This is a genomic window from Collinsella sp. TM05-37, assembly GCF_003436455.1.
Lineage (GTDB): Bacteria > Actinomycetota > Coriobacteriia > Coriobacteriales > Coriobacteriaceae > Collinsella.
This window is the reverse complement of the sequence record NZ_QSPN01000010.1, coordinates 20,381-43,977: the sequence shown is the minus strand read 5'-3', so window position 1 is coordinate 43,977 and position 23,597 is coordinate 20,381. Positions and strand designations below refer to the sequence as shown.

General features: G+C 60.7%; 19 protein-coding genes. 12 read left to right on the top strand and 7 right to left on the bottom strand.

Annotated features, from left to right (window positions below; genetic code table 11):
- Window positions 1–99 precede the first annotated feature (99 nt).
- Window positions 100–702, bottom strand: a complete 603-nt coding sequence (locus DXD48_RS06555) for a hypothetical protein (protein WP_147324152.1) — start codon at window positions 700–702, stop codon at window positions 100–102.
- 377 nt (window positions 703–1,079) lie between these two features.
- On the opposite strand from DXD48_RS06555, the gene DXD48_RS06550 reads away from it, so the two are divergent.
- From DXD48_RS06550 to DXD48_RS06520, 7 genes are all read left to right on the top strand, one after another.
- Window positions 1,080–1,712 (top strand): cyclodeaminase/cyclohydrolase family protein, encoded by a 633-nt coding sequence (locus DXD48_RS06550; protein ID WP_055250908.1) that lies wholly within the window; start codon window positions 1,080–1,082, stop codon window positions 1,710–1,712.
- A gap of 2 nt (window positions 1,713–1,714) precedes the next feature.
- The gene (locus tag DXD48_RS06545; protein WP_117564484.1) at window positions 1,715–2,569 is read left to right on the top strand and encodes a bifunctional 5,10-methylenetetrahydrofolate dehydrogenase/5,10-methenyltetrahydrofolate cyclohydrolase; all 855 of its coding nucleotides are present in this window, start codon (window positions 1,715–1,717) and stop codon (window positions 2,567–2,569) included.
- 99 nt (window positions 2,570–2,668) lie between these two features.
- Window positions 2,669–4,192 carry a C69 family dipeptidase gene (locus DXD48_RS06540; protein ID WP_117564483.1) on the top strand — a complete coding sequence of 508 codons (1,524 nt, stop codon included), beginning with the start codon at window positions 2,669–2,671 and terminating at the stop codon, window positions 4,190–4,192.
- Between the two features lie 99 nt (window positions 4,193–4,291).
- Entirely contained in the window at window positions 4,292–4,708 is a 417-nt protein-coding gene (locus tag DXD48_RS06535) for a hypothetical protein (protein ID WP_117564482.1), read from the top strand.
- An 8-nt stretch (window positions 4,709–4,716) separates the two neighbouring features.
- On the top strand, window positions 4,717–6,480 hold the full coding sequence (locus tag DXD48_RS06530) for an AarF/ABC1/UbiB kinase family protein (protein ID WP_117564481.1): 1,764 nt from the start codon (window positions 4,717–4,719) through the stop codon (window positions 6,478–6,480).
- A gap of 428 nt (window positions 6,481–6,908) precedes the next feature.
- Window positions 6,909–10,703, top strand: coding sequence for a DUF4430 domain-containing protein (locus tag DXD48_RS06525; protein ID WP_158548947.1), 3,795 nt, complete (start codon window positions 6,909–6,911; stop codon window positions 10,701–10,703).
- A 9-nt stretch (window positions 10,704–10,712) separates the two neighbouring features.
- Entirely contained in the window at window positions 10,713–11,600 is an 888-nt protein-coding gene (locus DXD48_RS06520) for a DUF4430 domain-containing protein (protein WP_233502362.1), read from the top strand.
- 158 nt (window positions 11,601–11,758) lie between these two features.
- Here DXD48_RS06520 and DXD48_RS06515 read toward each other — a convergent pair whose 3' ends face one another.
- From DXD48_RS06515 to DXD48_RS06505, 3 genes are all read right to left on the bottom strand, one after another.
- Complete coding sequence (locus DXD48_RS06515) at window positions 11,759–12,166, bottom strand: GtrA family protein (RefSeq protein WP_055250894.1); 408 nt, start codon at window positions 12,164–12,166, stop codon at window positions 11,759–11,761.
- Window positions 12,167–12,384: 218 nt separating this feature from the next.
- Window positions 12,385–12,780, bottom strand: a complete 396-nt coding sequence (locus tag DXD48_RS06510; RefSeq protein ID WP_117564479.1) for a GtrA family protein — start codon at window positions 12,778–12,780, stop codon at window positions 12,385–12,387.
- A 78-nt stretch (window positions 12,781–12,858) separates the two neighbouring features.
- Complete coding sequence (locus DXD48_RS06505; RefSeq protein WP_117564478.1) at window positions 12,859–14,775, bottom strand: fructose-1,6-bisphosphatase; 1,917 nt, start codon at window positions 14,773–14,775, stop codon at window positions 12,859–12,861.
- 318 nt (window positions 14,776–15,093) lie between these two features.
- On the opposite strand from DXD48_RS06505, the gene DXD48_RS06500 reads away from it, so the two are divergent.
- On the top strand, window positions 15,094–15,984 hold the full coding sequence (locus tag DXD48_RS06500; RefSeq protein WP_117564477.1) for a DegV family protein: 891 nt from the start codon (window positions 15,094–15,096) through the stop codon (window positions 15,982–15,984).
- Window positions 15,985–16,065: 81 nt separating this feature from the next.
- On the opposite strand, the gene DXD48_RS06495 is transcribed toward DXD48_RS06500, so the two are convergent.
- Window positions 16,066–17,157 (bottom strand): hypothetical protein, encoded by a 1,092-nt coding sequence (locus tag DXD48_RS06495; protein ID WP_099431937.1) that lies wholly within the window; start codon window positions 17,155–17,157, stop codon window positions 16,066–16,068.
- 191 nt (window positions 17,158–17,348) lie between these two features.
- Here DXD48_RS06495 and DXD48_RS10100 point away from each other — a divergent pair, with 191 nt between their 5' ends.
- Window positions 17,349–17,519 carry a hypothetical protein gene (locus tag DXD48_RS10100; protein WP_158548946.1) on the top strand — a complete coding sequence of 57 codons (171 nt, stop codon included), beginning with the start codon at window positions 17,349–17,351 and terminating at the stop codon, window positions 17,517–17,519.
- Between the two features lie 24 nt (window positions 17,520–17,543).
- Here the strand turns inward: DXD48_RS10100 and DXD48_RS06490 are convergent, their stop codons facing one another.
- Window positions 17,544–18,647, bottom strand: coding sequence for an RsmB/NOP family class I SAM-dependent RNA methyltransferase (locus tag DXD48_RS06490; protein WP_117564476.1), 1,104 nt, complete (start codon window positions 18,645–18,647; stop codon window positions 17,544–17,546).
- Window positions 18,648–18,798: 151 nt separating this feature from the next.
- The gene (locus tag DXD48_RS06485) at window positions 18,799–20,949 is read right to left on the bottom strand and encodes a methionine--tRNA ligase (protein ID WP_117564475.1); all 2,151 of its coding nucleotides are present in this window, start codon (window positions 20,947–20,949) and stop codon (window positions 18,799–18,801) included.
- 133 nt (window positions 20,950–21,082) lie between these two features.
- On the opposite strand from DXD48_RS06485, the gene DXD48_RS06480 reads away from it, so the two are divergent.
- The 3 genes from DXD48_RS06480 to queA all read left to right on the top strand — a co-directional run bounded on the left by DXD48_RS06480 (window position 21,083) and on the right by queA (window position 23,577).
- Window positions 21,083–21,652: a DUF3267 domain-containing protein gene (locus DXD48_RS06480; protein ID WP_117564474.1), complete on the top strand. Its 570-nt coding sequence runs from the start codon at window positions 21,083–21,085 to the stop codon at window positions 21,650–21,652.
- Between the two features lie 67 nt (window positions 21,653–21,719).
- Window positions 21,720–22,295 carry an epoxyqueuosine reductase QueH gene (locus tag DXD48_RS06475; protein ID WP_117564473.1) on the top strand — a complete coding sequence of 192 codons (576 nt, stop codon included), beginning with the start codon at window positions 21,720–21,722 and terminating at the stop codon, window positions 22,293–22,295.
- A 70-nt stretch (window positions 22,296–22,365) separates the two neighbouring features.
- Window positions 22,366–23,577, top strand: coding sequence for a tRNA preQ1(34) S-adenosylmethionine ribosyltransferase-isomerase QueA (gene queA, locus DXD48_RS06470; RefSeq protein WP_117564472.1), 1,212 nt, complete (start codon window positions 22,366–22,368; stop codon window positions 23,575–23,577).
- The last annotated feature ends 20 nt before the right edge of the window (window positions 23,578–23,597 follow it).

Genomic DNA, 23,597 nt, shown 5'->3' with positions numbered 1-23,597 from the left:
GGGAGGGCCGATGCCTGTCGGCCCTCCCCGGGGTTGGGTGCCCGTTGCTTTAATGGGGCGCATGTGCGCAGGTGCGCGTAGGCGCGTGCGGGTGTCCCGTTACTTGAGCTCGATGCTCGAAATCTCGACTTCGCGCGCCTCGGAAACTGCCTCTGCCATGTCATCGGGGAACTCGATGGAGTTGAGGAGCGTCTCGGCTTCTTTCTTGTGCTGGTCGAAGTTCGAGATGAGGACGTAGACGCTTCCCGGCTCAACGTCGGTAAAAAGCATGGTTGAGATGCCGCTGTTGTCCTCGTATGTTCCGACGAGCCACGTCCTGCCGTTATACTCGACGGACCCGCCATCCTTCCACTGGAACGTATCCCCCTTCTTTTCTGCCTGGTCGGCGTGGGATTCCTCGGCTGTCATCGCTTTTTTCCAAACGGGGATAAAGCGATCGGCCGAGGCGTTCTCGTCTTCGGGGAAGGTGAGCTGGACCCTGTCGGCATTCTTGCCGGCGGAGTCGCTTACGCCGACGCCCTCGGGCATCTCGACCTTAAACCAGATAAAGTCGGTCTTCTTGGCGACGGGGGCCTTTTCCTTGCCCTCGCTCTTGGATGCGCTGCTGCCCCCGCCCGATGCGTTCCCGCCGCAGCCGACAAGGGCAAATGCGGCAAAGAGGGCGATGCAAAGGGAAAGGATTGATAGGGTCTTTTTCTTCATGGTGGCGTCCTCCTTGTCTGCCAGGGACATCGTGTGCCGCGGATCGCTGGGGCGGCGGTTGCGCGTGCACATGATGACTTTGTTTGCTGTGCGGTGATTCCTCCATTCGTCGTCCGGTGCCGTGATGAGCGTTGCCCCAACATGGGGCTCCTTACCTATATGTATGCCCCAGTTGCCGCTGCCCGGGAGTCTCGAAACGTGGGCCATGTGTCCCATGTTTGCGTTGGCATGGCCTATCGTTCGTCATAGAAATCCGCGATGGCCAGGTGCGCTGACGCCCATGTGCTTATGGGCTAGACTTAGCACCATTACGTGTTCGATGCGGTTGGTCGGCGGTTGCCGCCTGACCGATGTATATGACTTGAAGGTGCGTGCGTATGAGCCAAGAGATGATGGATAAAACCTGTCGAGAGTTTGCCGAGGCACTTGCCGCACGCGAGCCGGTTCCCGGCGGTGGCAGCGCGAGCGCCTTTGTGGGCGCGCTGGGCGCCTCGCTTTGTGGAATGGTCGCTCGTTATGGTGCGACCAATCCTGCGCTTGCCGATCGCGCGGATGACCTGACGCGCGCATTTGCCCAGGCAGATGAGTTGGCCCAGGAGCTTGTCGAGTTGGTTGCCGAGGACGTTCGTGCATATGGGCAGGTGTCCGCGGCGTACGGTATTCCGCGTGGCGATCCGGCTCGAGCGACCGCGATTCAGGATGCGCTGCATGTGGCCGCTATGCCGCCGTATCGCATTATGGATGCCTGCGGGCGTGCACTGGCGCTGCTCGAGGACATGGCCGACAAGGGTTCGCGTCAGCTGCTGTCCGATGTGGCGTGCGGCGCCGTGTTCTGCCGTTCCGCTATGCAGGGCGCGAGCTTGACGCTCTTTGCGAACACCACGTCTATGAAGGATCGCGCTCGTGCTGAGGAGCTCGAGACGGCGTGTGATGAGTTGCTCGACATGTGGTTGCCGCGCGCCGATGCGCTGGCGCGCCGCGCCGCCGACGCCGCAAGGAAGAGGGGATAGCCATGGCTGAACTGCTGAAGGGTGCCCCCGTTGCTCGCGCTTTGACTGAGGAACTTGCTGCTCGCTGCGTGGCTTTGCGCGAGCGCGGCGTTGTGCCGACGCTGGCTATCGTGCGCGTGGGTGAACGCGAGGACGACCTATCCTACGAGCGCGGTGCGCTCAAGCGCTGCGAAAAGGTTGGCATTGAGGCTCGCCGCGTTTTGCTTCCCGCCGATGTTTCGCAGGACGAGCTGTTGGCGGCCATCGAGGACATCAATACCGATTCGTCTGTTCATGGCTGCCTGATGTTCCGCCCGCTGCCCGCCGGCCTTGACGAGGACGCGGTTGCCGCGGCACTCGATCCTGCCAAGGACGTTGACTCCATGACGCCGGCTTCGCTGCTCACCACGCTTTCGGGGCGCGGCGAGGGTTTTGCCCCCTGCACAGCCGAAGCCGTGCTTGCTTTGCTGGATCATTACGGCGTTGAGCTGGATGGGGCCAAGGTCGCGGTCGTTGGTCGGTCGCTGGTGATTGGCCGTCCCGTTGCCGCCATGCTTACGGCTCGCAATGCCACAGTGACGACGTGCCATACGCATACGCACGACCTTGCTGCCGAGTGCCGTGCTGCCGACATTGTGGTTGCCGCCGTTGGACGCGCGCGTACGATTGACGTGGATGCGGTTCGAGAGGGCCAGACGATCATTGATGTTGGCATTAATTGGGACGAGGCCGCTGGCAAGTTGGTGGGTGACGTCGATTCTGATGCTGCGGAGCCGGTCGTTAACGCCATCACGCCCGTGCCGGGCGGCGTGGGCGCTGTGACGACGGCGATCCTCGCCAAACACGTGATCGAGGCGGCCGAGCGCGCATCGAAATAGGTTTTTGACCACAAGGGCTGCCGAGGCCGTGGTTTCGCCCTTTTTGCGCCGAAGCGATACACTGTTATCGTTTGATTTCTTCGCTCAAGGAGGATGCGCATGCCGTGCACAACGATTTTGGTTGGTAAGAACGCGAGCTACGACGGGTCGACGTTGGTTGCCCGCAACGAGGACTCGTCCAACGGGGTGTTTGAGCCCAAGCGTATGCGCGTGGTGCATCCCGACGAGCAGCCGCGCGTCTACACGAGCGTCCTGAGTCACCTGACCGTTGAACTGCCCGATAACCCCATGCGCTACACGAGCGTCCCCGATGTTGTCCCGGGCCACGGCATCTGGGCCGAGGCCGGTTTCAACGAGCTCAATGTGGGCATGTCCGCAACCGAGACGCTCACCACCAACGAGCGCGTTCGCGGCGCCGACCCGCTCGTCGACTACGTGCCCGCCAAGGGCAACGAGGACGAGGACGGCTATGTTCCGGCGCAGCCCGGCGGTCTGGGCGAGGAGGACATGGTGACCCTGGTGCTGCCATATGCCAAATCCGCCCGCGACGGCGTACGCATTCTGGGTGACCTGCTCGAGCGCTATGGCACCTACGAGAACAACGGCATCGCCTTTAGCGACGTGGACGAGATCTGGTGGCTCGAGACCATCGGCGGTCACCACTGGATCGCCAAGCGCGTGCCCGATGACGCCTATGTGACCATGCCCAACCAGCTGGGTATCGACAGCTTTGACCTGGATGACGCCGAGGGCGCCCAGGCCGATCACATGTGCTCCGCCGACCTGCGCGCTTGGATGGCCGAGTGGCATCTGGACTTGACGCTGGGCGTTGAGGGCGACGGTCCGGCCGCGGTCTTTAACCCGCGCGAGGCCTTTGGCTCGCACAGCGACAGCGACCACGTTTACAACACGCCGCGCGCCTGGTATATGCAGCGCTGCCTTAACCCCAGCGATGTGTGGGACGGTCCCGAGGCCGACTACACGCCCGAGAGCGACGATATTCCCTGGAGCCGCGTGCCCGAGCGCAAGGTGACCATCGAGGACATCAAGTACGTACTCTCGAGCCACTACCAGGGCACGGAGTACGACTGCTACGGCAGCAAGGGCACGCCCGCCACGCGTGGCGCCTATCGCCCCATCGGCATCAACCGCAACAGCCAGCTCGCTGTGCTGCAGCTGCGCCCCTATGCGCATCCGGCCTACCGCGCCGTGCAGTGGATGGCCTTTGGCTCCAACTCGTTTAACGCGCTGGTTCCGCTGTACGCCAACGTCGAGACCATGCCCGAGTACTTTGCCGACACGCAGGCTCGCGTGACGTCCGAAAACTTCTACTGGGCCAACCGCCTGATCGGCGCGCTGGCCGACGTCCGCTTCCATGAGTGCGGCCGCGCAGTCGAGGATTATCAGGAGAAGGTCGGCGGCATGGGCCACAAGCAGATTCATGACGTCGACGCTGCCGTAGCCGTTCTGCCCGAGGCCGAGGTGCCTGCCGAGCTTGCACGCGCCAACGAGGAGTTTGCCGAGCTCGTGCGCGTGGAGACCGATGCCCTGTTGGGCAAGGTGCTCTACACCACGAGCTGCGCCATGAAGAACTCTTTCGCGATGAACGACAACGTGAGATAGGGATTTCCCGTCGATCGAATAGCGCTTAAACGCTTTGTCGCTTTCACTCAATCTTGGGTACAAGAACGCCAATGCAGTTGTTTGTGATTGGAGACAACCATGGTTATGAAACTCGATCAGCTTGTTAACGGCGCCATCAACGTGGGCTTCGGCGCCGCCGCCGTTGCCGTCGAGGGCAGCAAGAAGGTTCTCGACGACCTTAACACCAAGGGCGAGCAGGTGCGCAAGGACGCAGGCGCCCCCGGTATCGCCCGCAGTGTGTCCGACATGTTCGAACAGGCCGGCGGTACCATCTCCGATCTGACCGAGCGCTTGGGCATGCAGGGCGAGACCGCGGCCCAGCGCGTGCTCGACGAGCTCATTCTGGCTCGCGTCCGCGTCATGACAGCCCTCGAGCGCACGGCCTTCCTGGCCCATGTGCGCGACATCGTCGATTCGGTCGAGGACAACGTGACCTCGGTGCCCGTCGAGTCCGTTGAGCCCGACGATGCGAAGGATACCGAAGAGGCCGAGTAGCAGCGCAGATGGCAGATTCCACCACCGATTACAACAATCTAGACCCCTTGGGTGACGAGGCGGCGGTTGTCGATGAGGTCGATGCCGCCGTCTCGGGCGCTCGCAAGAAGCCGCGCGCTGTCGATATGGTCCCCGAGGAGCCCGACGCGATGGCGCCGGATGAAGAATACCAGCTCACGCCGGCGGGTCGCCGCGAGCGCATCGGGCAGATTGTTCGCCTGGTCAAAAAGTACCGCGTGTGGGATAACCTCACGCCGGTTCGTTTGCGCCGCCTGCTCGAGGAACTCGGCCCCATGTTCGTCAAGATGGGGCAGATTCTGGCCAACCGGTCCGAGATTCTGCCGCAACGCTTTTGCGACGAGCTGCGTCGTCTGCGGTCCGACGTGGAGCCGGTGCCGTACGAGGTCGTACTCAGTTGTCTGGAAGAAGAATACGGCCTGCGCCTGGGAGAGATGTTCGATGCGATCGACCCCAATCCGCTTGGTAGCGCATCGCTCGCGCAGGTGCACCGCGCTCGTCTGGTGACGGGCGAGGACGTGGCCGTCAAGGTGCAGCGCCCCGGTGCGCAGCAGGTTATGGCACAGGACATCGATATCATCCGCTCGGTGGTGCGTATCGTTTCCAAGTTCGTCAACACCGATCAATTCGTTGACCTGCACGGCGTAGTCGAGGAGCTGTGGACCTCGTTTCGCGAGGAGACCAACTTTTTGGCCGAGGCCAAAAACCTCAACGACTTCTACGAGTTCCATAAGAGCGTTCATGGCGTGACGTGCCCTAAATCCTATCTGGACCTGTGCACCGAGCACGTGGTGGTTATGGACTACGTCGACGGCATTTCGATCGCCGATCCTGAACGCTTGGTGGCCGAGGGCTATGACTTGGAAAAGATCGGTGCCGCAATCGTCGAGGATTACTCGACGCAGGTGCTCGATGACGGCTTTTTCCATGCCGACCCGCATGCGGGAAACATTATTCTCAAGGACGGCATCGTTTACTTTATCGACTTGGGCATGGTCGGACGCATGTCGAGTCACGATCGCGGTATCGTCAAGGACATGATTTTCGCCGTGGCCGAGGGTGACGTGCCCAAGCTCAAGGATTCGCTCATGCGCTTTGCCGTGACGCGCGGCGACTCGGCTGAGCTCGATCATTCGGCCTTTTTGTCCGATTTGGACTTTATCGTCGCAGACTTTGCGGGCCTTGACCTGAAGGATCTGGATATCGGCGAGTTTTTGACCTCGCTGTTAAACCTGGCGCGCAAAAACGACGTTGAGCTGCCGAGCGTGGTAACGATGTTCGCCCGCGGCATGGTGACGCTCGAGGGCCTGCTGACTGAGTATATGCCCAACGTCAACATGATCCAGATCATCCAGACGCACATCAAAAACGAGAAGAGCACCTATGCGCGCGTGCGCGACATGGGACGCGATCTTGCCGCGAGCAGCTATCGCGCGGCGAAGGGCTCGCTCGAGGCGGCCGAGTATCTGGGCCTGGCTTCGCGCATGCTCACGCGCGGCCAGCTTAAGGTGAACACGCAGATCATGAGCAGCGATAAGGCGCTGCGACAGCTGGGTGGAATTATCGACCGCATGTCGATGGCAATTGTGATCGCCGGTCTGTTTATCGGTTCGTCGGTGGTGTACTACGCGCGCATCGAGCCGGTTGTGTTTGGCATTCCGGTCATTGGCTTTTTGGGCTACGTGAGCGCGTTGGTGCTGGCGCTTATGCTGGGCCGCAATATCTGGCTCAACAGTCACGGCGGCAAGCACTAGGGGCTGCGGTCACCGTATTTTCCTATCGCAAATAATAGCTTTTACCTTGGGCTTCGCCTGCGTGCGAGGCCCTTTTGCGTGATACCATACTGACGGTAATAATCGATGGCATAGATGGTGGTGCGGAGACGCACGAATGCGCGGTTTTCCTGCGCGTTTGGGAGAATCGGGGTGCAAGTCCCCGGCTGTACCAGTAACCGTAATTCCTCTTGGCTCGGGATGTTCGCGTCGCAGATCGGACGACGTGCCCGAGTCGTTAAGGTTAAGTCGGATCGCCTCCCATCTTGCATGCGGCTGCGGCGTATGCCGCCGGCGTGCATAGGGCTCTGGAGGGAAGGGGGACCCCGATGGGGGAACTCGAGCGCAACATGCGCGATGACGTGGGGCAGCCTCAAGGCAACGCTCCAAGTACAGACAATGGGGGACAAATGGATATGTTTGAGGACGAGCGTGAGTGCGCCTCGTTGCATCGCCGTGGCGCGATTGCACGCGGTGTAGCTAAGCGCGGTCTGGTGGCATTCCTGGCCTTCGCGATGGCCTTTGGCACCACGCCGGCTCAGCTGTGGGCCGAGGGCGCCGAGGGCATTGCCGAGGCTGTGGCTCAGGCTGCGACGCCGAGTGAGGACGCAGCGCCTGCGGATGGTGCTGCCGACCAGGGCAACGTTGAGGTTTCAGATTCTGGGAGCGCGCCTGCAGCTAGTACCGCCACAACAGGGGCGGCAGCTGGCGACGAAGGCTCGGCGACGGGGGAGAACCCTGCCGCGAGCGAGCAGTCTTCGACGGCATCCGCTGGCCAAGCAGGATCTGCCGCCGTGGCTGCCGTCCAGGCAGAGAACCCGACGGAAACTGGCGATGTCGCCAAGAAGCAAGTCGAGGTCTCGTTCTCGATTATCGGCACCGATGCCGACGGCAAGGCTCAGACCTGGGTGGCACCTACGCAGCTCAAGCTCGACGAGGGCGCGACGGCTGCGGATGCCTTTATTAAGCTGCAGGAGAAGACGGGCTTCAAGGCGGACTACGATCCGAACACGGCATACGGGTTCTACCTCAAAAGCATCACATCCCCGAGCGATGGCCGCACGCTTGTCTACGATCCGACGACTTATGCCTTCTGGCAGCTGTTCGTCGATGGCGCGTCTTCCTCGGTTGGCGCGAGCAGCATCAAGCTCACCCAGGGGCAGAAGATTGAGTTTGCCTATACGGCTGGTAGCGCGTCCCCTGTCGTTAAGGACCAGGTTGCCGCAAATGTGACCGTCATTGGTCGCGATGCCCAGGGCAAGACTCAGACTTGGGTCGATAACGCGCAGTATGTGGTGACGTCCGGCTCGAGCGCACTTGACCTTACGAAGGTCGCGCTCGAGGCGAATGACATCGACGCCGTTGCTGCGGGCTCCTTCATTCTGAGCCTTAAGTACAACGGCGTTGAGCTGGGTACGCCGCTCGATTATTCGACCTATTGGCAGCTGTTCATCAACGGCAAGTCGAGCGACTACACGGCAGACAATGTCACCATTCATGCTGGCGATACCGTTACGTGGTTCTACGGTGGCTGGGGCGACCAGTTGCCCTCTGATTCCGTCCGTGCCTCCGTTCAGGTCCTCGGTAAGGACAAGGACGGCAAGCAGCAGGTTTGGGCCTCGACGGGCCAGACGAGTCTCAAGGCTGGTTCCACTGCTAAGGATTTGCTGGAGCAGACTGGTCTTACCCTCGATGCTAAAGAAGAGTCTTGGGGTTGGTACCTCAGCGGCATTACCTCGCCGCTTGACGGTAAGACCTATGAGTATGATCCTGCGACCAAAAGTTATTGGCAGTTCTATGTAAATGGCAAGTTCGCCCAAGTCGGGGCCGGCAACTACGAACTCCAAGAGGGTGACGCCGTCACCTTTATGTATGGTGCTGACGCCGATGCCCTCCCCGGTCAGGTTCTTGGGTCCGTCGATGTTATCGGTCCCGATGTCAACGGCAACAATACTCGCTGGGGCTCGGCAAGCAATGTTTCCCTGCCCGAAGGCTCTACGGCCCAGGACCTTATTGAGACGGTTCTGAAGGCGAAGGGCGTTACGTACAACGGCTCCCAGAGTGGTGAGTACTGGTTCCTGAATTCCATTACTTCGCCGTTCGATCACAAGCCGTATGGCTGGGATGGTGCGACCAAGAAATATTGGCGTCTGTTTATCAACGGAGAGCCCTCATCTCTCTGCGCCAACCAGGTCACGCTCAAGAGCGGCGACAAGGCTACGTTTGCCTACACCACCGATAAATCGCCCATGCCCGATCCCGACAAGATTGTCGTGGACCCGAGTGCAACGACTCCTGATTGGGATGCCGAGTGGGCCGGCTACGGCAACGGTGGCAACGGTTCGACCGTAACGGATGCCAAGACACCTGCGCAGGCCGCCGGTCTTAAGTGGGCCTTCGATTGGAAGGCCGAGTCTGGTCAGCAGTATGCCAACTGCAGCGAACCTGTCATCGCTAACGGCTTTGTGTACATCGCGACCGAGAACGAGCTCATTAAGATCGATTCGTCCACGGGCAAAAAGGTTGCCTCTGCGCCGCTTGCCTCCAAGGTGAGCTATACCTCTCGTCCGATCTATACCAACGGCCTTATCATCGTTCCGCTCAACGGCGGTGCGGTCCAGGCGATTACTGCAGACAAGCTGATCTGCAAGTGGCTGACGCCTGGTTTGACGGACTTGACGCAGAGCTCCTGCACCGTCGTTTCGGACGGCGAGTATGTCTATGTTGGTACGGTCGATATTTCGTATGACGAGAACTACAACGCGACCTACGGCAACGGCTCCCTGAAGCGTATCAAGATTGCCACGGGCGAAGTCTCTTGGCAGAACATTGACCCTTCCGAGGGCTATTATTGGACTGGCGCTGCGCTGACGGATAAGTACACCATTGTTCCTACGAGCGCGGGCACGCTTAAGTGCATTGATAAGACGACGGGCGATGTCGTTTCGACCATGAAGCTCGGCGCTGTCGCAAATGCCGATTGCATTGCCGATCCGTCCAATGGTTCGACCTTCTATCAGATGACGCACGACGGAAAGCTCCATGTGATTTCGCTTTCGGCGAAGGGTGTGCTGAGTGAACAGAAGACGGTTGATCTGGGCCTTACGAATAATCTGAGCGCCCCAGCGGTGTCTGGTGACAATCTGATTGTCGGCGGACAGACGGCTACGGGCTCTGCTCTGGTTCTCTATAACCTGAAGACGGGTAAGACCACGATGGTCGCTGCTGCCGACGGCAAGGCGCTGCCGGCTGGCCTCAACGGTATTGCTGCTACTCCGCTGGTGAGTGTTCAGGGCGGCAAGACCTATGTGTACTTCACCGTGAACAGCGCGGATAGCAAGGATTACGTCAACTACTCTGCTGGCGGTGGCGTGTATCGCTATACGCTTGGCGACGCAGAGGCGACGCAGATTTATGATGCGGCTGGCCATTACCAGTACTGTGACTCTCCGGTCATTGCCGATGCTTCTGGCAACCTCTACTACATCAATGATTCGGGTACTCTGTTCAAGCTGGGGGCTGTCGAGTCTTGGACGGTTGCCTTTAATTCCAACGGCGGGTCTGCTTGCGACGCTAAGTTCGTTGCTACGGCCGACGGCAAGCTGGTCAAGCCGGCCGATCCGACGCGCGATGGCTACACTTTCGGCGGTTGGTTCACCGATGAGGCTTGCACGCAGGCGTATGACTTCAGTACGCCGGTGACGGCCGATCTGACGCTGTATGCCAAGTGGACCAAGAATGCTGTTAACCCTGGCGGTAATGGCGGTTCTGGCACTAATGGTGGTAACGGTGGCGCTGGCAACGGTTCTGGTGCTGGTGCCGGCACTGGCACGGGTTCCGGCTCTGGCACGAAGGGCCAGCAGGCTGGCGGCGTTGTCGCCCCGGGTCATAAGCCGGCGACCAAGACGACGGTGTCGACCAAGACCGAGACCAAGGACAACAAGTCCGACAAGAAGGACTCCGATAAGTCCGATAAGAAGGACGAGAAGAAGTCTGACAAGAAGTCTGACAAGAAGGACAGCAAGTCCGACAAGAAGTCCGATTCCAAGTCCGATACGGGTGCTGCTTCCACGACCACTGCTAAGAAGTCCTCTAGTGCCTCCGAGCAGGAGGCTGGCACCAACCCGCTCGCCATTGTTGGCGTTGCCGCCGGCGTCATCGGTCTCGCCATCGTCGGCGTGTTCGTGTTCACCAAACGTCGGTAGGTGAGGGCTGTGTCCAATAAATCCAAGGACGCTGACCCCAAGCAACCAGATTCCTCGTTCATTCAGTTCGACGATACAAAGCAACAGGGCGCCGCTTCGGCGGCGTCCGCCCCTCGTCGCAAGGCGCTCCTTGGCGTTTTGACTGCCGCGTGCACCATTCTGATCGTCGTCTCGCTGGGCTTCGTCCATCCTTCCGAGAGCGGCGCCTGGTCCATCGACTGGATCATTCAGGCCGTGACGGGGGAGAGCGTCGTCACCAAGGACACCAAGGCGTCTGGCTCGACTATGGCTTCGGGCGAGGCCAGTTCCGAGGACTCCAAGTCATCGAATGATGCAAAAGACGAGTCCAAGGGTTCGAACGACGGCAAGGACGATTCCGAGTCTTCGGACAAGGAATCGGATAAAAGCTCGGATAGCAAGAAGTCCGATGGTCAGGACGGCAAGAAGTCTGGCGATAAATCCGCTGCCCAAAATACGGGAGTCGGCGATACTTCCAATGCGTCTGGCGGTGGCCAGTCGTCTGATGGAGCCTCATCCTCTAATGGTGGAAACGCCTCCTCGGGCGGCCAGAGCGGCTCGCAGGAGTCCAGCTACATAACAGTGACGGTTTCGGTCACATCGAGCGCTGTGGGCAATCCTGTGTCTTCTGGTGGCACCTTTACCTTTAACGAAGGCGCTACCGTCTACGATGCCCTGTGCGCGCTGGGCCTTTCTGTCAACGCACATGGCTCGTCGTACGGCACGTATGTCTCCGCGATTGGTGGTTTGGCGGAGAAACAGTACGGCGGTACGAGCGGCTGGATGTACTCCGTCAACGGCACAACGCCCATGACGGCCTGCAGCAACTACGTTCTCTCCAACGGCGACAACGTGGTCTGGTATTACGTTACAGGCTAGAGGCCTCGACATAGCGCGCCAGACGGGCGGTTCGGACAAACATCCGGGCCGCCCGTTTTCATGCGAATGGGACCGGGCCGCCCGGTCTCTCGGCAAACAAAAAACCGGTTGGAATGGGAATTCCAACCGGTTATACATTCAAGCAAATAGCGAATCGACTACGACCGTGCGCCCTCGAGGAAGAAGCGACGGCTGAAGTAGTTGTACCAGGTGACGAGGAATGTGGCGATGGCCTTCATGGCCTGGTAGCCGATGCTCAAAAACGTGACGCCCACAAACATGTATAGGTCGTTGAGGCCCAGGCCGATCACCGACAGGATGGTGAAGATCGTGAACTCGCGCTTGCGGCTCATGCCCTCGCGGTGGTCGAACACATACTTCATGCTGAGCCAGTAGTTGACCACGACGGACGTGGTAAACGAGACCGTGGTGCTCATCAAAAAGTCGAGGTGAAACAGCTCGACGAGCGCAATGAGCATACCCCAGTCGATGCCAAAGGAGATAAGACCCACGACAGCGAACTTGAGGAACTGCTTGGTATGAGGTTGTGCCAGTGCCTTGCGCACGTAATCACATCCAATGCGTTGATGAATCGAGCAGAGAATACTTTAGAGCTTTTGCAAGGGAAACGTAAGGTCTTTGCCAAGAACTATACGAACTCGCCAAATTATCAAGTGCTAATCCGCAAACGTTGAAAATTTGCCCGTAAACGAGCAATGCCCACGAACAACACAGCGCTCGACGCGCGTCATCTGTGGGCATTGTAAAGCTGTAAGGTTGCGAGTTACTTGGTCTCGTCGCCTTCCAGGAAGATCTTTCGGGTCACAAAGTTGTAGACCATGACAAGCGCGGTGGCGCAAATCTTGGCGATATTGGCCTCGAGCCCCAGGCCGGCGTTGAGCGCCAGCACGATGCCGTCGTTGAGTCCCAAACCGATCACAGACAGCACGACAAAGATAATGAACTCGCGGCGGCGGCTCATGCCCTCCTTGTGCGCAAACACGTACTTCATGCTAGCGAGGTAGTTAAAGATGAGTGAGATGATAAAGCCGCTGGTGTTGGCGATTAGGATGTTGAGGCCCAGACCGTAGTGGAGCAGATTCATAATGCCAAAGTCGATGACCGTGGCAATGACGCCGACGACGCCAAACTTCATGATCTGCGCAAGGAGCTTTTGCATGGTACCTGCCTTATGGTGGCGCCGGGGCGCCGCGGGGATGACAAACTCAGCAAGTTTAGCCAATCCCCACGGGTGGTGCTAGGCGCGCTCCTCGATAGCACCGTTTCTATATGCATCGAGCAGCTGGCGCAGGTCCTGGATCTGGCTGCGGATCTGGGCGCCGGTATCGGTGTCGCTCACCATGCGGCGGCGGTCGGCCTCGTCAAAGCGGTTGGTCTCGCTTTCGATATCGATGTTGCGGGTGAGCGCCTCGGCAACGGTGGTAAAGGCCTGGTGCGACTTGAGGCGGCACCCTCGCGAGCTCGAGATAAGCGTGTAGCCGGCGATGCCCGTCTTGGGATGGTAAGCGCGGCAGAATCCGCCATCGATGACCAGCAGCTTGCCCTCGGCGCGGATGGGCTGCTCGCCCTTGGTGGTTTTAACGGGCGTGTGGCCGTTGATGATGTGACCGGTCGGTGAGCATGCCATGGGCGCGACGCCAAACTCGCGCATGATGTCGTCGCAGACCGAGGGCGACTTGGTAAGCGTAAAGTACGGGTCCATCGGCTCGACCCAGGTGCTCTTATCGGCGATATAGGCGCGCTCAAAGGTACGCACCAGGCGTCCGCTGGCGGGTGAGTTAAAGCCAATCCACAGGTACCACATCCAGTCGAGAGCGTCGCGGTCGCCCACGCGCCAGGCGCGGCGGGCGATGTGGTCGCAAAAATCGAGATAATCGCGGCCAGCGTGCCAGGTGCCCAGGCAGTTCATGCTGCTAAAGGTGCCGTCTTCGTTGAGCGGCACGCAGCCATGGAACAGCAGGTTGCCGTTGGCGACCTTGTACATCGAGCCGTGGGAATAGAGGAAATCGATATGGCGATGCAGGTGATCGGCGGTGACAAACTCGGACACGAGCTTGTCGATGATGTGCTGCTCTTGGGGCGTGAGCGAATAGGGGTCCGCCGGGTCGACGGTGGGGAAGTCATTGGTCGTGAGCGGCCACACGCTGCCGTCGGCGAGCGTGACCGTGCCGGTGTCGTGATCGATTTTGTCGAGTAACAGGCGGTCGGTCATATCGAACTCGGGGTGGCGCTGGATAATCTGGCCCTCGAGCTTAAAGAGCAGCACGTTGATGGCCTTGATCAGCGGGGTGATGGACTCACCGGCGGTGTAGGTGGCATCGGCAAAGGCGACAAGCTCACGCAGCGAGATGCCGTAGTCGTTCTCCAGGATCTCGTAGTTGTCGTAGCGTAGGTTGTTGCGCAGCACCGTGGCGATGCAGGCGGGCTCACCGGCCGCAGCGCCCATCCACAGCAGGTCGTGGTTGCCCCACTGGATGTCGAGTGAATGGTAGGTGAGCAGACGGTCCATAATCTTGGCCGCGCCGCCGCCGCGGTCGAAGATGTCGCCCACCAGGTGCAGGTGGTCGACGGCCAGGCGCTTGATGAGCGAGGCGAGCGACTCGATAAAGTCGTCGGCGCTTGCGGTCTCCAGGATGGACTCCACGATGCGCTCGTGATAGCGCACACGATAGTTGTTCTCATCCGGATGCGTGTGTAGCAGCTCGTCGATGATGTAGGCGTAATCGCGTGGGATGGCCTTACGAACCTTGGAGCGGGTGTAGCGGCTTGAAAGCGAACGAGCGACCATGATGAGCTGGTCAAGCATCGTTTTGTACCAGGTGGGCGAGTCCTCGCGCTGGCTGCGGACCAGCTCGATCTTCTCGTGCGGGTAGTAGATGAGCGTGCACAGCTCGCCCTTTTCGTCAAAGGTGAGCGTGTCGCCAAAAATCTCGTCGACATGCTCGCGCACGACGCCCGAGCAGTTGTTGAGGATGTGCATAAAGGCCTCGTACTCGCCATGCACGTCGCTCATAAAATGCTCGGTGCCTTTGGGCAGGTTGAGGATGGCCGAGAGATTGATGATCTCGGTAAACGCGGATTGCTCGGTGGGAAATTGTTTCGACAGCAGACGCAGATACTTGAAGTCTTGCGGATTGCGATCGAATGCGACCATGAAACACCTTCCGATGGAGCTGGTAAAACTGATAAACAGCGTCAAACGTTTATCAGTATGCGCCGCTTTTGTTTCGATTTTGCGCCAGCGGCTGAATTGTCGGCTGAACGGTTTGGTAAATCGATTTAGTTGAGGTAGATATGGCGGTTGAGTGGAGACGTAGGGTCGTTTTTGCAGACGTATGCCTCCGGGATCGATAGAGATGATGACGGTAAAGATGTTCACCACCTTTGGCTCTATTTGGTAAATAGTGGACATTTGTACCGTATTTATGCTTGCTGTGCGATAATTTTTATAACTATACGTAAGGAGCCTCATATGAGTGATTTTGTCCTGACCTGTGAATCCGCCGCCGATCGAACTCGGGAGTTCTTTGAATCGCGCAATATCCCTGTCGTGTGTTTTCATTACGAGATCGACGATGTTGTCTATACGGACGATCTGTATCAGTCGATTACGCCGGACGAGTTTTTTGCCCAGATATCCGCGGGCGCCATGCCCAAGACGTCTCAGGTGAGCGTGGGTGAGTACGAAGAGTTTTGGGAGCCGCTTGTTGCCGAGGGCAAAGACGTGCTGCACCTGACGTTGTCGTCGGGTATTTCGGGCACGTATGGATCGGCCTGCGTTGCGGCGCAGATGCTCGCGGATCGCTATCCCCAGGGCGGCAAGGTGCGCGTCATCGATTCGCTGGGGGCGTCTTCGGGCTTTGGCCTGTTGCTGGAATATGCCGCCGATGTGCGCGATAGCGGGGCTTCACTCGACGAGACGGCTGCCTGGATCGAGGAGCACAAGCTCAACCTGCACCACTGGTTCTTCTCGACCGATCTGTCGAGCTACCTGCGCGGCGGTCGCATTTCGGCTGCGAGTGCGATCATCGGCACGGCGCTTAAGATTTGCCCGCTTATGACGGTCGATTGCGACGGCAAGCTGTCGCCACGTGAGAAGATTCGCACTAAGAAGCGCGCGATTTCCGAGATGGCCAAGACCATGATGGCACACGTGCAGGACGGTGCGGATTATTCGGGTAAGTGCGTCATGTCGCACTCGGCGTGCCGCGAGGATGCCGAGGCAGTTGCGGCGCTGATCGAGGAACAGATTCCGCAGCTTAAAGGCAAGATTGAGATCAATAACATCGGTACTCTGATTGGCTCGCATACCGGACCTGGTACGGTGGCGCTCTTCTTTATGGGCGACAAGCGCGTGGATTAGTTTGCCCCATCACATCGCTGCATGATTGCTCAAACGAAAACGGCCCGCCTCACGTTTGTGGGGCGGGCCTTGCTGTTGGGGTTAGCGTTTCTTTCCGCGGAAGAAGAAGCCGTGCAGTGACGGCTTGAGGCCGCGGTTGGCGCGATGCTCCTCGACGCGCTCGTGGATCGAAGCGACGCGCTCGATGACTTCGTCGGGAATCGGCACGTCGGGATTCATGTTCTCGACCTGGCTGACCTCGGCGGCGGAGACCTGGTCGATAATGGGCACATCGTCGTGCGAGATGACAGGTGTGGCGTCTTCCTTCATCTTGCGATAACGCTGCATCATGTCGGTCTGTAGCTGCTGGGCCGAAGGCGGCGTCCAGATGATGGCGTTGGCGCCGGCGGCGATGGTTTCACGGATGCTCTCTGGCGTCTTGCCGCCCGGCGCGATGAGCGGCAGGTTGGGATAGTGCTTGCGCAGCTCGCGTAGGACCTGGGGCGTGTTCTTGCCGGCGGCGATGTTGAGAATCTTGGCTCCAGCGCGCACCTTGGCGTGGGCATCGTCGTCGCAGCGAACGACCGTAGCGATGACGGGGATGTCGGCGATGTTGGTGATGTGCTCGACCATCTCGGCGGTGGCGGGGGAGTTGACCACGCATCCCGCCGCGCCCTGCATCTCGGAGACGGCTGCCATCTGCACGGAGCGCTTACCGGTGGTGGTGCCACCGCCCACACCTACAAAGACCGGGCACTCGGCGACGGTCAGCAGCGCCTGCGTAATGGCGGGCTGCGGCGTGAAGGGGTAAACGGCAAAGACGGCATCGGCGTTGGAGTTGCGGATAACCGCGACATCGGTGGTGTAAATGAGCGACTTGATGCGGCGGCCGAAGAGCGTGAAGCCGCTGGCCTCCTCGATCTCGTCGGGCATGCGAAGGGCAGCCTTGCGCAGACGTCCGTCGATGGGCAGGGGCTCCATAGGGAGCAGGCCGTTGGGCGTGACGGCTACCTGGGGCTCGGTGAACTCGTCTGCGAGCTCGACCTCGGAGAAATCGACCGAGGCGACAATGTCCTCGTGAACCTCGGCGGGCACATCGATGGGGGCTTGGTCGTTTGCCGCGGCAGGCGTGTCGAAAGAGCTGGTGCCGACGAAGGCGTCGACGCGCTCATTTAGATCGTTGAGGGTATCCATGGAAGCTCGATTCTATGTGATGACGGCCGGCGCGATGCAGCCGGAATTGCGAATGCTAAATCGTTTGACGAGTTGATTTTTCCCCGCCACGCAATTCGTTAGACCGAAGGGCCGGCGAACGTGAAGGAGCTGTGGTGGCGGGGATCGAGGTGCTATCTTGAAAGTCCCGTTTAAAAGAGAGGTGACGCGGTATGGAATTGACAGCAATGTTTGGCTCGATTGGCCTGTGTGTGGGCGCAATTGTTGCCGCCGCGGTCATCTACTTTGTGGTCACGGCCATTAAGGGCAAAAGGGCCGAACGCAAGGAGCGCACGATGCCTAAACAGCATCGCGACCAGCAGGGCAAACGCGCACGGAGATAGCTTGTTGAGTTTTGGATCCGTGCGCTAACTGCGTTTTCGGATCAGGGCAATGTAGAAGCCCTCAAAGTCGCGGCTGGGCGGAATGGTGAGCGTGCCGGGCAGGCCGTTGGCGATGGCCGATACCTGACCCGCGGCAATGGCTTCGGTCAGGGCGTTGGACTCGATGCGCGGCTCCTCACCAGCTTCCTGGGCGCGGCGTGCCTCACTTTCGCTCGGCGTGCCATCGAGGGGGATAAGCTCGCAGTCCATGTGCTTGTCGAGGGCCTCTTGCAGGGCGTCCTCGTTTTCCTGCGGCAAGATCGAACAAGTCGAATAGACGAGCGTGCCGCCCGGTTTGAGGGCTCCCATGGCGCGGTCCAGAAGTGCTCGCTGCGAGCGGGCGCACCTGCTCAGCAACTGCTCGGTGAGGCCGCGCAGGCTCTTCTCGTTGCCGCTGACGACTGTGCCCGTGCCGGTGCAGGGAGCGTCGAGCAGGATACGGTCAAAGCGGAAGAACTCGTCGAGCTCGCGTGCGTCGATGCGCATGACGGGCACGTTTTTTGCGCCTTGGCGGTGGAGGTTGGCTTCGAGCTTCTCGGCGCGGGGAATGCTCATCTCGCAGGCGGTGAGGTGTGCCTGGCCCTGGGTGAGGGCGGCGATCTGCGTCGTCTTGCCGCCGGGGGCCGCGCACATGTCCAGGATGTCCTCGCCGGCCTGGGCGCCCAAGACCAACGGCGGCATCATGGACGACAGACTTTGCAAGTAGATCTTGCCGTCGCGGTAGATGTCGAGGTCCCACAGGTCGGAAACCTGGGCCTCGGGCAGGATGGAAGCGTCCGGGTACCATGCGACGGGGCGGTGGGCGATGCCGGCGGCATCGAGCGCCGCGGCGATGTCCTCGGCGGTTGCCTTGAGCGTGTTGGCGCGCAGCGTGACCGGGCGTGTGGCCGCGGCGCCGAAGCCCTCGATCATAAGCTCGGCATCGGCGGGCGCATAGGCGCCGGCGACCGTGTCGACCATAAAGCGCGGCAGGTCGGCGGCGCAGGGAAGGGCGGCAAGCTGGTCGGAAAGCTCGGTGGCGGCAAACTGCCTGAGCTTGAGCTCGGCCTTGACCTGCTTTTTCTGCTTACGACGACGCGGCTTGGACATCCGTCTTTCCTTCCACCTAAATGATTATTCTGGGACGGGGATTAAAAAATCATTTAATGATCCCCGTCCCAAAAAGACTACTTTGCGTCGCCCGGGAATGATTTTTTAATCCCCGTCCCAGAATAATCATTCCCGGGCGCGTTGCTGTTGCCTAGTACTGGCTCTCGTGCTTGCTGAAGAAGTCGAAGCGCGGGGGTAGCGGCTTCACGCGGTGCTCGCCGGGCTTCTCGCCCAGGCTCTCCACAAACTCATCCGTGGAGGCGAAGATGTTATCCCAGCTAAAGAAGGCGACCGGGTCAACGTCGAAGTACTCGCAGATGAGCTCGCAGCCGGCAGGGACGATGCCGTGCATGAGCACGGTCGCCACGCGCAGCTCGGTAAAGGCGTCGACGAGGGCCTGCGTCATTGCGGCGTTTGCCGGCTCGCCCTCGAGCTTGTTGGCGGCCTTAGAGGCGTCGCTCCAGCGCTTGTTGGCGGCACGCAGGTAGTCGTCGCACACGGCGAGCGCGCGGTGCGTCTCGAACTTGTACATGGCTTGCTCAAAGGCGAGAGCTGCCTGCTCGGCGGCTTCGACCACGGTGTCAGAAGCGGCACCGGCGGGGATGCAGCCGTTGCGGTAGGGGCTCTCGTCGCCCTCCTTGATGGCGACGCCGTAGAAGCAGCTGCGGGCCAGGCGGTTGAAGACGCCGGTCAAAAGGGCGCTCTCCTTAAGGGCCGGATCGATAACGCGCTTGTCGTCGCAGGCACGCACCTCGTTGCCGTCCTTGTCCTTGCCGGTCACACGCGTGTCGTATGCCTTGGGGCTAAAGCTCACCGGCTTCTCGGATAGGCCGAGCGACAGCCAGTGCGCGCGCATCTGCTCGCAGGTGTAGTGGTTGAGCAGGTCGTCTGCCGGCGGGGGAGGGGTCTGCGAGGACGAGCTCGCCTTTTTGCCCATGTAGAGCAGGTGATAGCAGGCGCTGACGGTGCTCTGCGTAAGGTCCCAACCCAGGGCCTCCCACATGGCGGTTTGCGCGATGCAGTAGAAATAGATGTTGTCCTGACCGATGAACTGGTAGATCTGCGCGTCGTCCGAGCACCACCAGTCGCGCCAGTCGAGCGAGCTGTGCTGGTAGGTGGGCGCGGGGACCTGCGTGGAATCGGCGGCGGGCTCGCCCATGAGGGCGGCATCCTGGGCGGCGACGCCCTCGGTCACGCCGGCTGCCTTGGCATCGCGTGCGAGCACGGTACGCGTATAGCTGATGGGCGCCCACAGGCTCTCGGGCCAGCACCAGCAAGTGACGTCGTTCACGCCGTCGACCTCGGGCACCGGAACGCCCCAGTCGATGTTGCCGGTGATGCGGAAGGGCACGAGTGCCTTGCCGCTGCGGAAGCGCACGCCACCGTTGGCGAGCACCGCGTGGGCGTCGTCGCGCTCCTTCCAGCTGGGGAAGGTGACGGTAAAGCTGCTCTTGTTGCCCTCGGGCTCCAGCACGGTGTGCTCGGGGAGCTGGTCCTCGACGGCATCGAAGGCCTCGCGGAACTTGTTCTGGATGTAGAGCTGAGCCGGCAGCAGCCACTCCTCCATGGTCTTGGAGACCACGGAGCGAACCTGCGGGTTCTGGGCGAGCTTGGCGGTGTAGGTCTTCATAAAGTCGAGGTAGGCCGGCAGGTCAAAGTAGAGATTGTCGACCGGGCGCAGCTCGGGCACCTCGCCGGTGAGCTGGCTCTTGGGCGCGATGAGCTCCTCGGGCTCAAACTGGTGGCCCAGATCGCACTCGTCGGCATAAGCCTTCTCGGACTTGCAGCCCTGGATGGGGCAGCGGCCGATGACCTGGCGGCCGTTGAGGAACGTGCCGGCCTTGGCATCGTAGAACTGCAGCGTGGAGCGCTTGGAGATGGTGCCCTGCTCGTGCAGGCGCTCGATAATCTCGGCAGTCACCTCGTTGTGGATCTGGGCCGCCGGCTCAAGGCCCGAGCCGCCGTAGATGTCGCAGCTGATGTTGTAGTTGTTGAGGGTCGCGGCCTGGCGGGAGTGATTGGACTCGACATACTCGCCGATGGACTTGTCGTAGCCCTCGTTCTCCTTGAGCTTGCGGTAGCTCTCCATGATGGGCGAACCGTAGCAGTCGGTGCCCGAGGTGAAGATGACGTTTTCGCGGCCCAGGCGGTCGCGCAGGAAGCGGGCGAAGAAGTCGGCCGGGACAAAGACGCCGCCGACGTGGCCAAAGTGCAGACCCTTGTTGCCGTAGGGCTCGCCGGCGGTAACGATGGCGCGGCGCGGCCAGCTGGGACGGTCGTTCATGGAGTATTTGGATGCCATGGGACTCCTTCGCATATAGGTAAGAGCGCGGCCGGGCACGGGGTTCGGCGGCGCGGTGGTCAATTCGTGCATATCGTTCGACATTATCGCACATGCGGGCGGGTGCGTGGCAGGGGCGCTATCCTAAGATGCTATGAATGAGATTTCCAACATACATGCGTTTGAGGACGAGGATTTTCTACACGCTTGCTTCGTGTGGGGGATGGCCGTGATCGCGGTGTTTGCCGTGTGCCTGGTGCCGGTGTTTATGCTGTTGGGCGGGCCTGCGGACTTGGACGCGGCTGAGGCGGGCGGCTGGATGGCTGTCGTGGGCTGGATAGTCGGCTTGGCTGCGGTCTCAATGGCATCGTTTGCCGTGCACGAGCTGGTGCATGCGGTGTTTTTTAAGCTGCTGGCGCCTGCGGGCGCGCAGGTGACCTTTGGGGCGAATCGCGAGACGGCGATGATCTATGCCTGCGCCGAGGGCGTTGTGTATTCGCGCCGGCGGTACATGGCGGTTTGCCTGGCGCCGACGGTTGTTGTGACGACAGCATTTGCCCTGGGGTTTGCGTTCTCGGACTATCCGCTGCTGTGCTACCTGGCGGCTGGTCTGCACTTGTCGGGCTGTGTGGGTGATTGGTATTACGTGCGGACCATTCTGCGCGACCGCCGTATCGTCGCCTGCGAGGATACGTCCTTTGGCGTGCGCTTTTTCGCAAAGTAGTCTTTTTGGGACGGGGCTATTTTAGCTGCCATGATGTCGGTGTGAGTTTTCTGGGACGGGGATGTCGATGAAGTCGTTGTTGCTGCATGCGTGCTGTGCACCATGCTCGCTTGAGCCGGTTCGCCTGCTGCGCGAGGAGGGGTTTGAGCCCACGATTTGCTGGACCAATCCCAATATTCAACCGCGCGATGAATGGCGGCGGCGTCTGGACGAGCTGCGCCGGTGGTGTGCCGATGGCGACATCGAGCTCATCGAGGCGGGGGAGGACCGCGAGCGCTGGGAGGCCGGCGTGGCCCCGCTGGGTGCCGATCGGCCCCGTCGCTGTCGCTCGTGCTATGCCTTGCGCTTGGCCGAGGCATGCCGCGTTGCCCAGGAGCGCAGGTTTGAATATGTGGGTACGACGCTCGCCGTCTCGCCGTATCAGCTGTTCGACACCTGCAATGACGTGCTTGAGCGTTTGGCGGCCGCCCATGGGCTCACCCCGGTGATTCGCGATTTTCGCCCGTATTATCCCGAGGCTACGCGCCGTTCGCGCGAACTGGGCATGTATCGACAGAACTACTGCGGCTGCCGCTTTTCTGCTGTCGAGGCGGCCATGGACCGCGCCCGCATCCGCGACGAGCGCAAAGCCGCCAAAAAGTAGTTCGTTTGGGACGTCAGCCTGCTAGGATGTAGAGCGGACTTTAGCTATATAAGGAGTATCCGACGTGTCTATGCGTACCGATGATTTTGACTACAACCTTCCTGAGGAACTGATTGCCCAGGCTCCTGCCGAGCCGCGCGACTCCTGCCGCCTGCTGGTGGTGGATCGCAAAGGCTCCCAGGCGGGGAAGCCGCTGGAGCACGGCGGTACCGTTGAGCACCGCATCTTCCGCGACATCATCGACTATATCGAGCCGGGCGATGTGCTCGTCATCAACAAGACGCGTGTGATGCCGGCCCGCCTGATCGGTCGCAAAGCCGGCTCGGGTGGCGTGGTCGAGACGCTGCTGCTCAAGCGCCGTGAGGATGTTGACCCGCTGGGCCACGTTTGGGAGTGCCTGGTCAAGCCGGGTAAGCGCCTGAAGCCCGGTGCTCAGATTGAGTATCGCGCCGGTGGCGCCCATGCGCCCGAGGGGGCTCCCGTGGTGCTGACGGCCGAGGTCATCGACTTTGTCACCGATAGCCGCGGAGGCCGTCTGGTGCGCTTTGAGCCGGCCGGCTGCAATGCCGCCGGCGAGCCGCGCACGCTCGACGAGGCCATTCATGCTGCCGGTCACGTGCCGCTGCCGCCCTACATTACCGATTACGAGGGCGATCCCGAGAAGTACCAGACCGTCTACGCCATGAAGGAGGAGCACTCGGCTGCCGCTCCTACGGCGGGTCTGCACTTTACCCCCGAGCTCATGGCCGCTATCGAGGCCAAGGGCGCGAAGTTTGCCGCCGTCGAGCTCGAGGTGGGTATTGATACCTTCCGTCTGGTGGAGGAGGACGACCCCACGCAGCACGTCATGCACACCGAGCGCTACCACGTGTCACAGGAGGTTGTCGACGCCGTGCATAAGGCGAAGGCCGAGGGGCACCGCGTGATCGCCGTCGGCACCACCGCAGTACGCTCGCTCGAGAGCGCCTTTGACGCTGAGGCACCGGTGTCTGATCCGGCCGTGACGGCGCGCTATTTTGAGGGCCGCGAGGATGGGGCCGACACGCTCGGCCGCGGCGACATCGTGGTGCGCGAGAACGCGACGACGCAGCTCTACCTCATGCCCGGCTCGACCTATCACGTGGTCGACGCGCTGATCACGAACTTCCACGTGCCGCGCTCCACGCTCATGATGCTCGTGAGCGCACTTGCCACCCGCGACCAGATCATGGATGCCTATGCCGCCGCCATCGAGGAGCGCTACCGCTTCTTCAGCTTTGGCGACGCCATGCTCATTTGTTAGTTACGCGGTTCTACGAACCG

Coding starts and splice junctions, on each gene's coding strand:
- DXD48_RS06490 (WP_117564476.1), bottom strand. CDS start 18,647: ATGTCCAAGCCGCGTCGTCGTAAGCAGAAAAAGCAGGTCAAGGCCGAG.
- DXD48_RS06525 (WP_158548947.1), top strand. CDS start 6,909: ATGGATATGTTTGAGGACGAGCGTGAGTGCGCCTCGTTGCATCGCCGT.
- DXD48_RS06510 (WP_117564479.1), bottom strand. CDS start 12,780: ATGCAAAAGCTCCTTGCGCAGATCATGAAGTTTGGCGTCGTCGGCGTC.
- DXD48_RS10100 (WP_158548946.1), top strand. CDS start 17,349: ATGGAATTGACAGCAATGTTTGGCTCGATTGGCCTGTGTGTGGGCGCA.
- DXD48_RS06475 (WP_117564473.1), top strand. CDS start 21,720: ATGAAGTCGTTGTTGCTGCATGCGTGCTGTGCACCATGCTCGCTTGAG.
- DXD48_RS06550 (WP_055250908.1), top strand. CDS start 1,080: ATGAGCCAAGAGATGATGGATAAAACCTGTCGAGAGTTTGCCGAGGCA.
- DXD48_RS06535 (WP_117564482.1), top strand. CDS start 4,292: ATGGTTATGAAACTCGATCAGCTTGTTAACGGCGCCATCAACGTGGGC.
- DXD48_RS06480 (WP_117564474.1), top strand. CDS start 21,083: ATGAATGAGATTTCCAACATACATGCGTTTGAGGACGAGGATTTTCTA.
- DXD48_RS06495 (WP_099431937.1), bottom strand. CDS start 17,157: ATGGATACCCTCAACGATCTAAATGAGCGCGTCGACGCCTTCGTCGGC.
- DXD48_RS06545 (WP_117564484.1), top strand. CDS start 1,715: ATGGCTGAACTGCTGAAGGGTGCCCCCGTTGCTCGCGCTTTGACTGAG.
- queA (WP_117564472.1), top strand. CDS start 22,366: ATGCGTACCGATGATTTTGACTACAACCTTCCTGAGGAACTGATTGCC.
- DXD48_RS06500 (WP_117564477.1), top strand. CDS start 15,094: ATGAGTGATTTTGTCCTGACCTGTGAATCCGCCGCCGATCGAACTCGG.
- DXD48_RS06555 (WP_147324152.1), bottom strand. CDS start 702: ATGAAGAAAAAGACCCTATCAATCCTTTCCCTTTGCATCGCCCTCTTT.
- DXD48_RS06540 (WP_117564483.1), top strand. CDS start 2,669: ATGCCGTGCACAACGATTTTGGTTGGTAAGAACGCGAGCTACGACGGG.
- DXD48_RS06485 (WP_117564475.1), bottom strand. CDS start 20,949: ATGGCATCCAAATACTCCATGAACGACCGTCCCAGCTGGCCGCGCCGC.
- DXD48_RS06505 (WP_117564478.1), bottom strand. CDS start 14,775: ATGGTCGCATTCGATCGCAATCCGCAAGACTTCAAGTATCTGCGTCTG.
- DXD48_RS06530 (WP_117564481.1), top strand. CDS start 4,717: ATGGCAGATTCCACCACCGATTACAACAATCTAGACCCCTTGGGTGAC.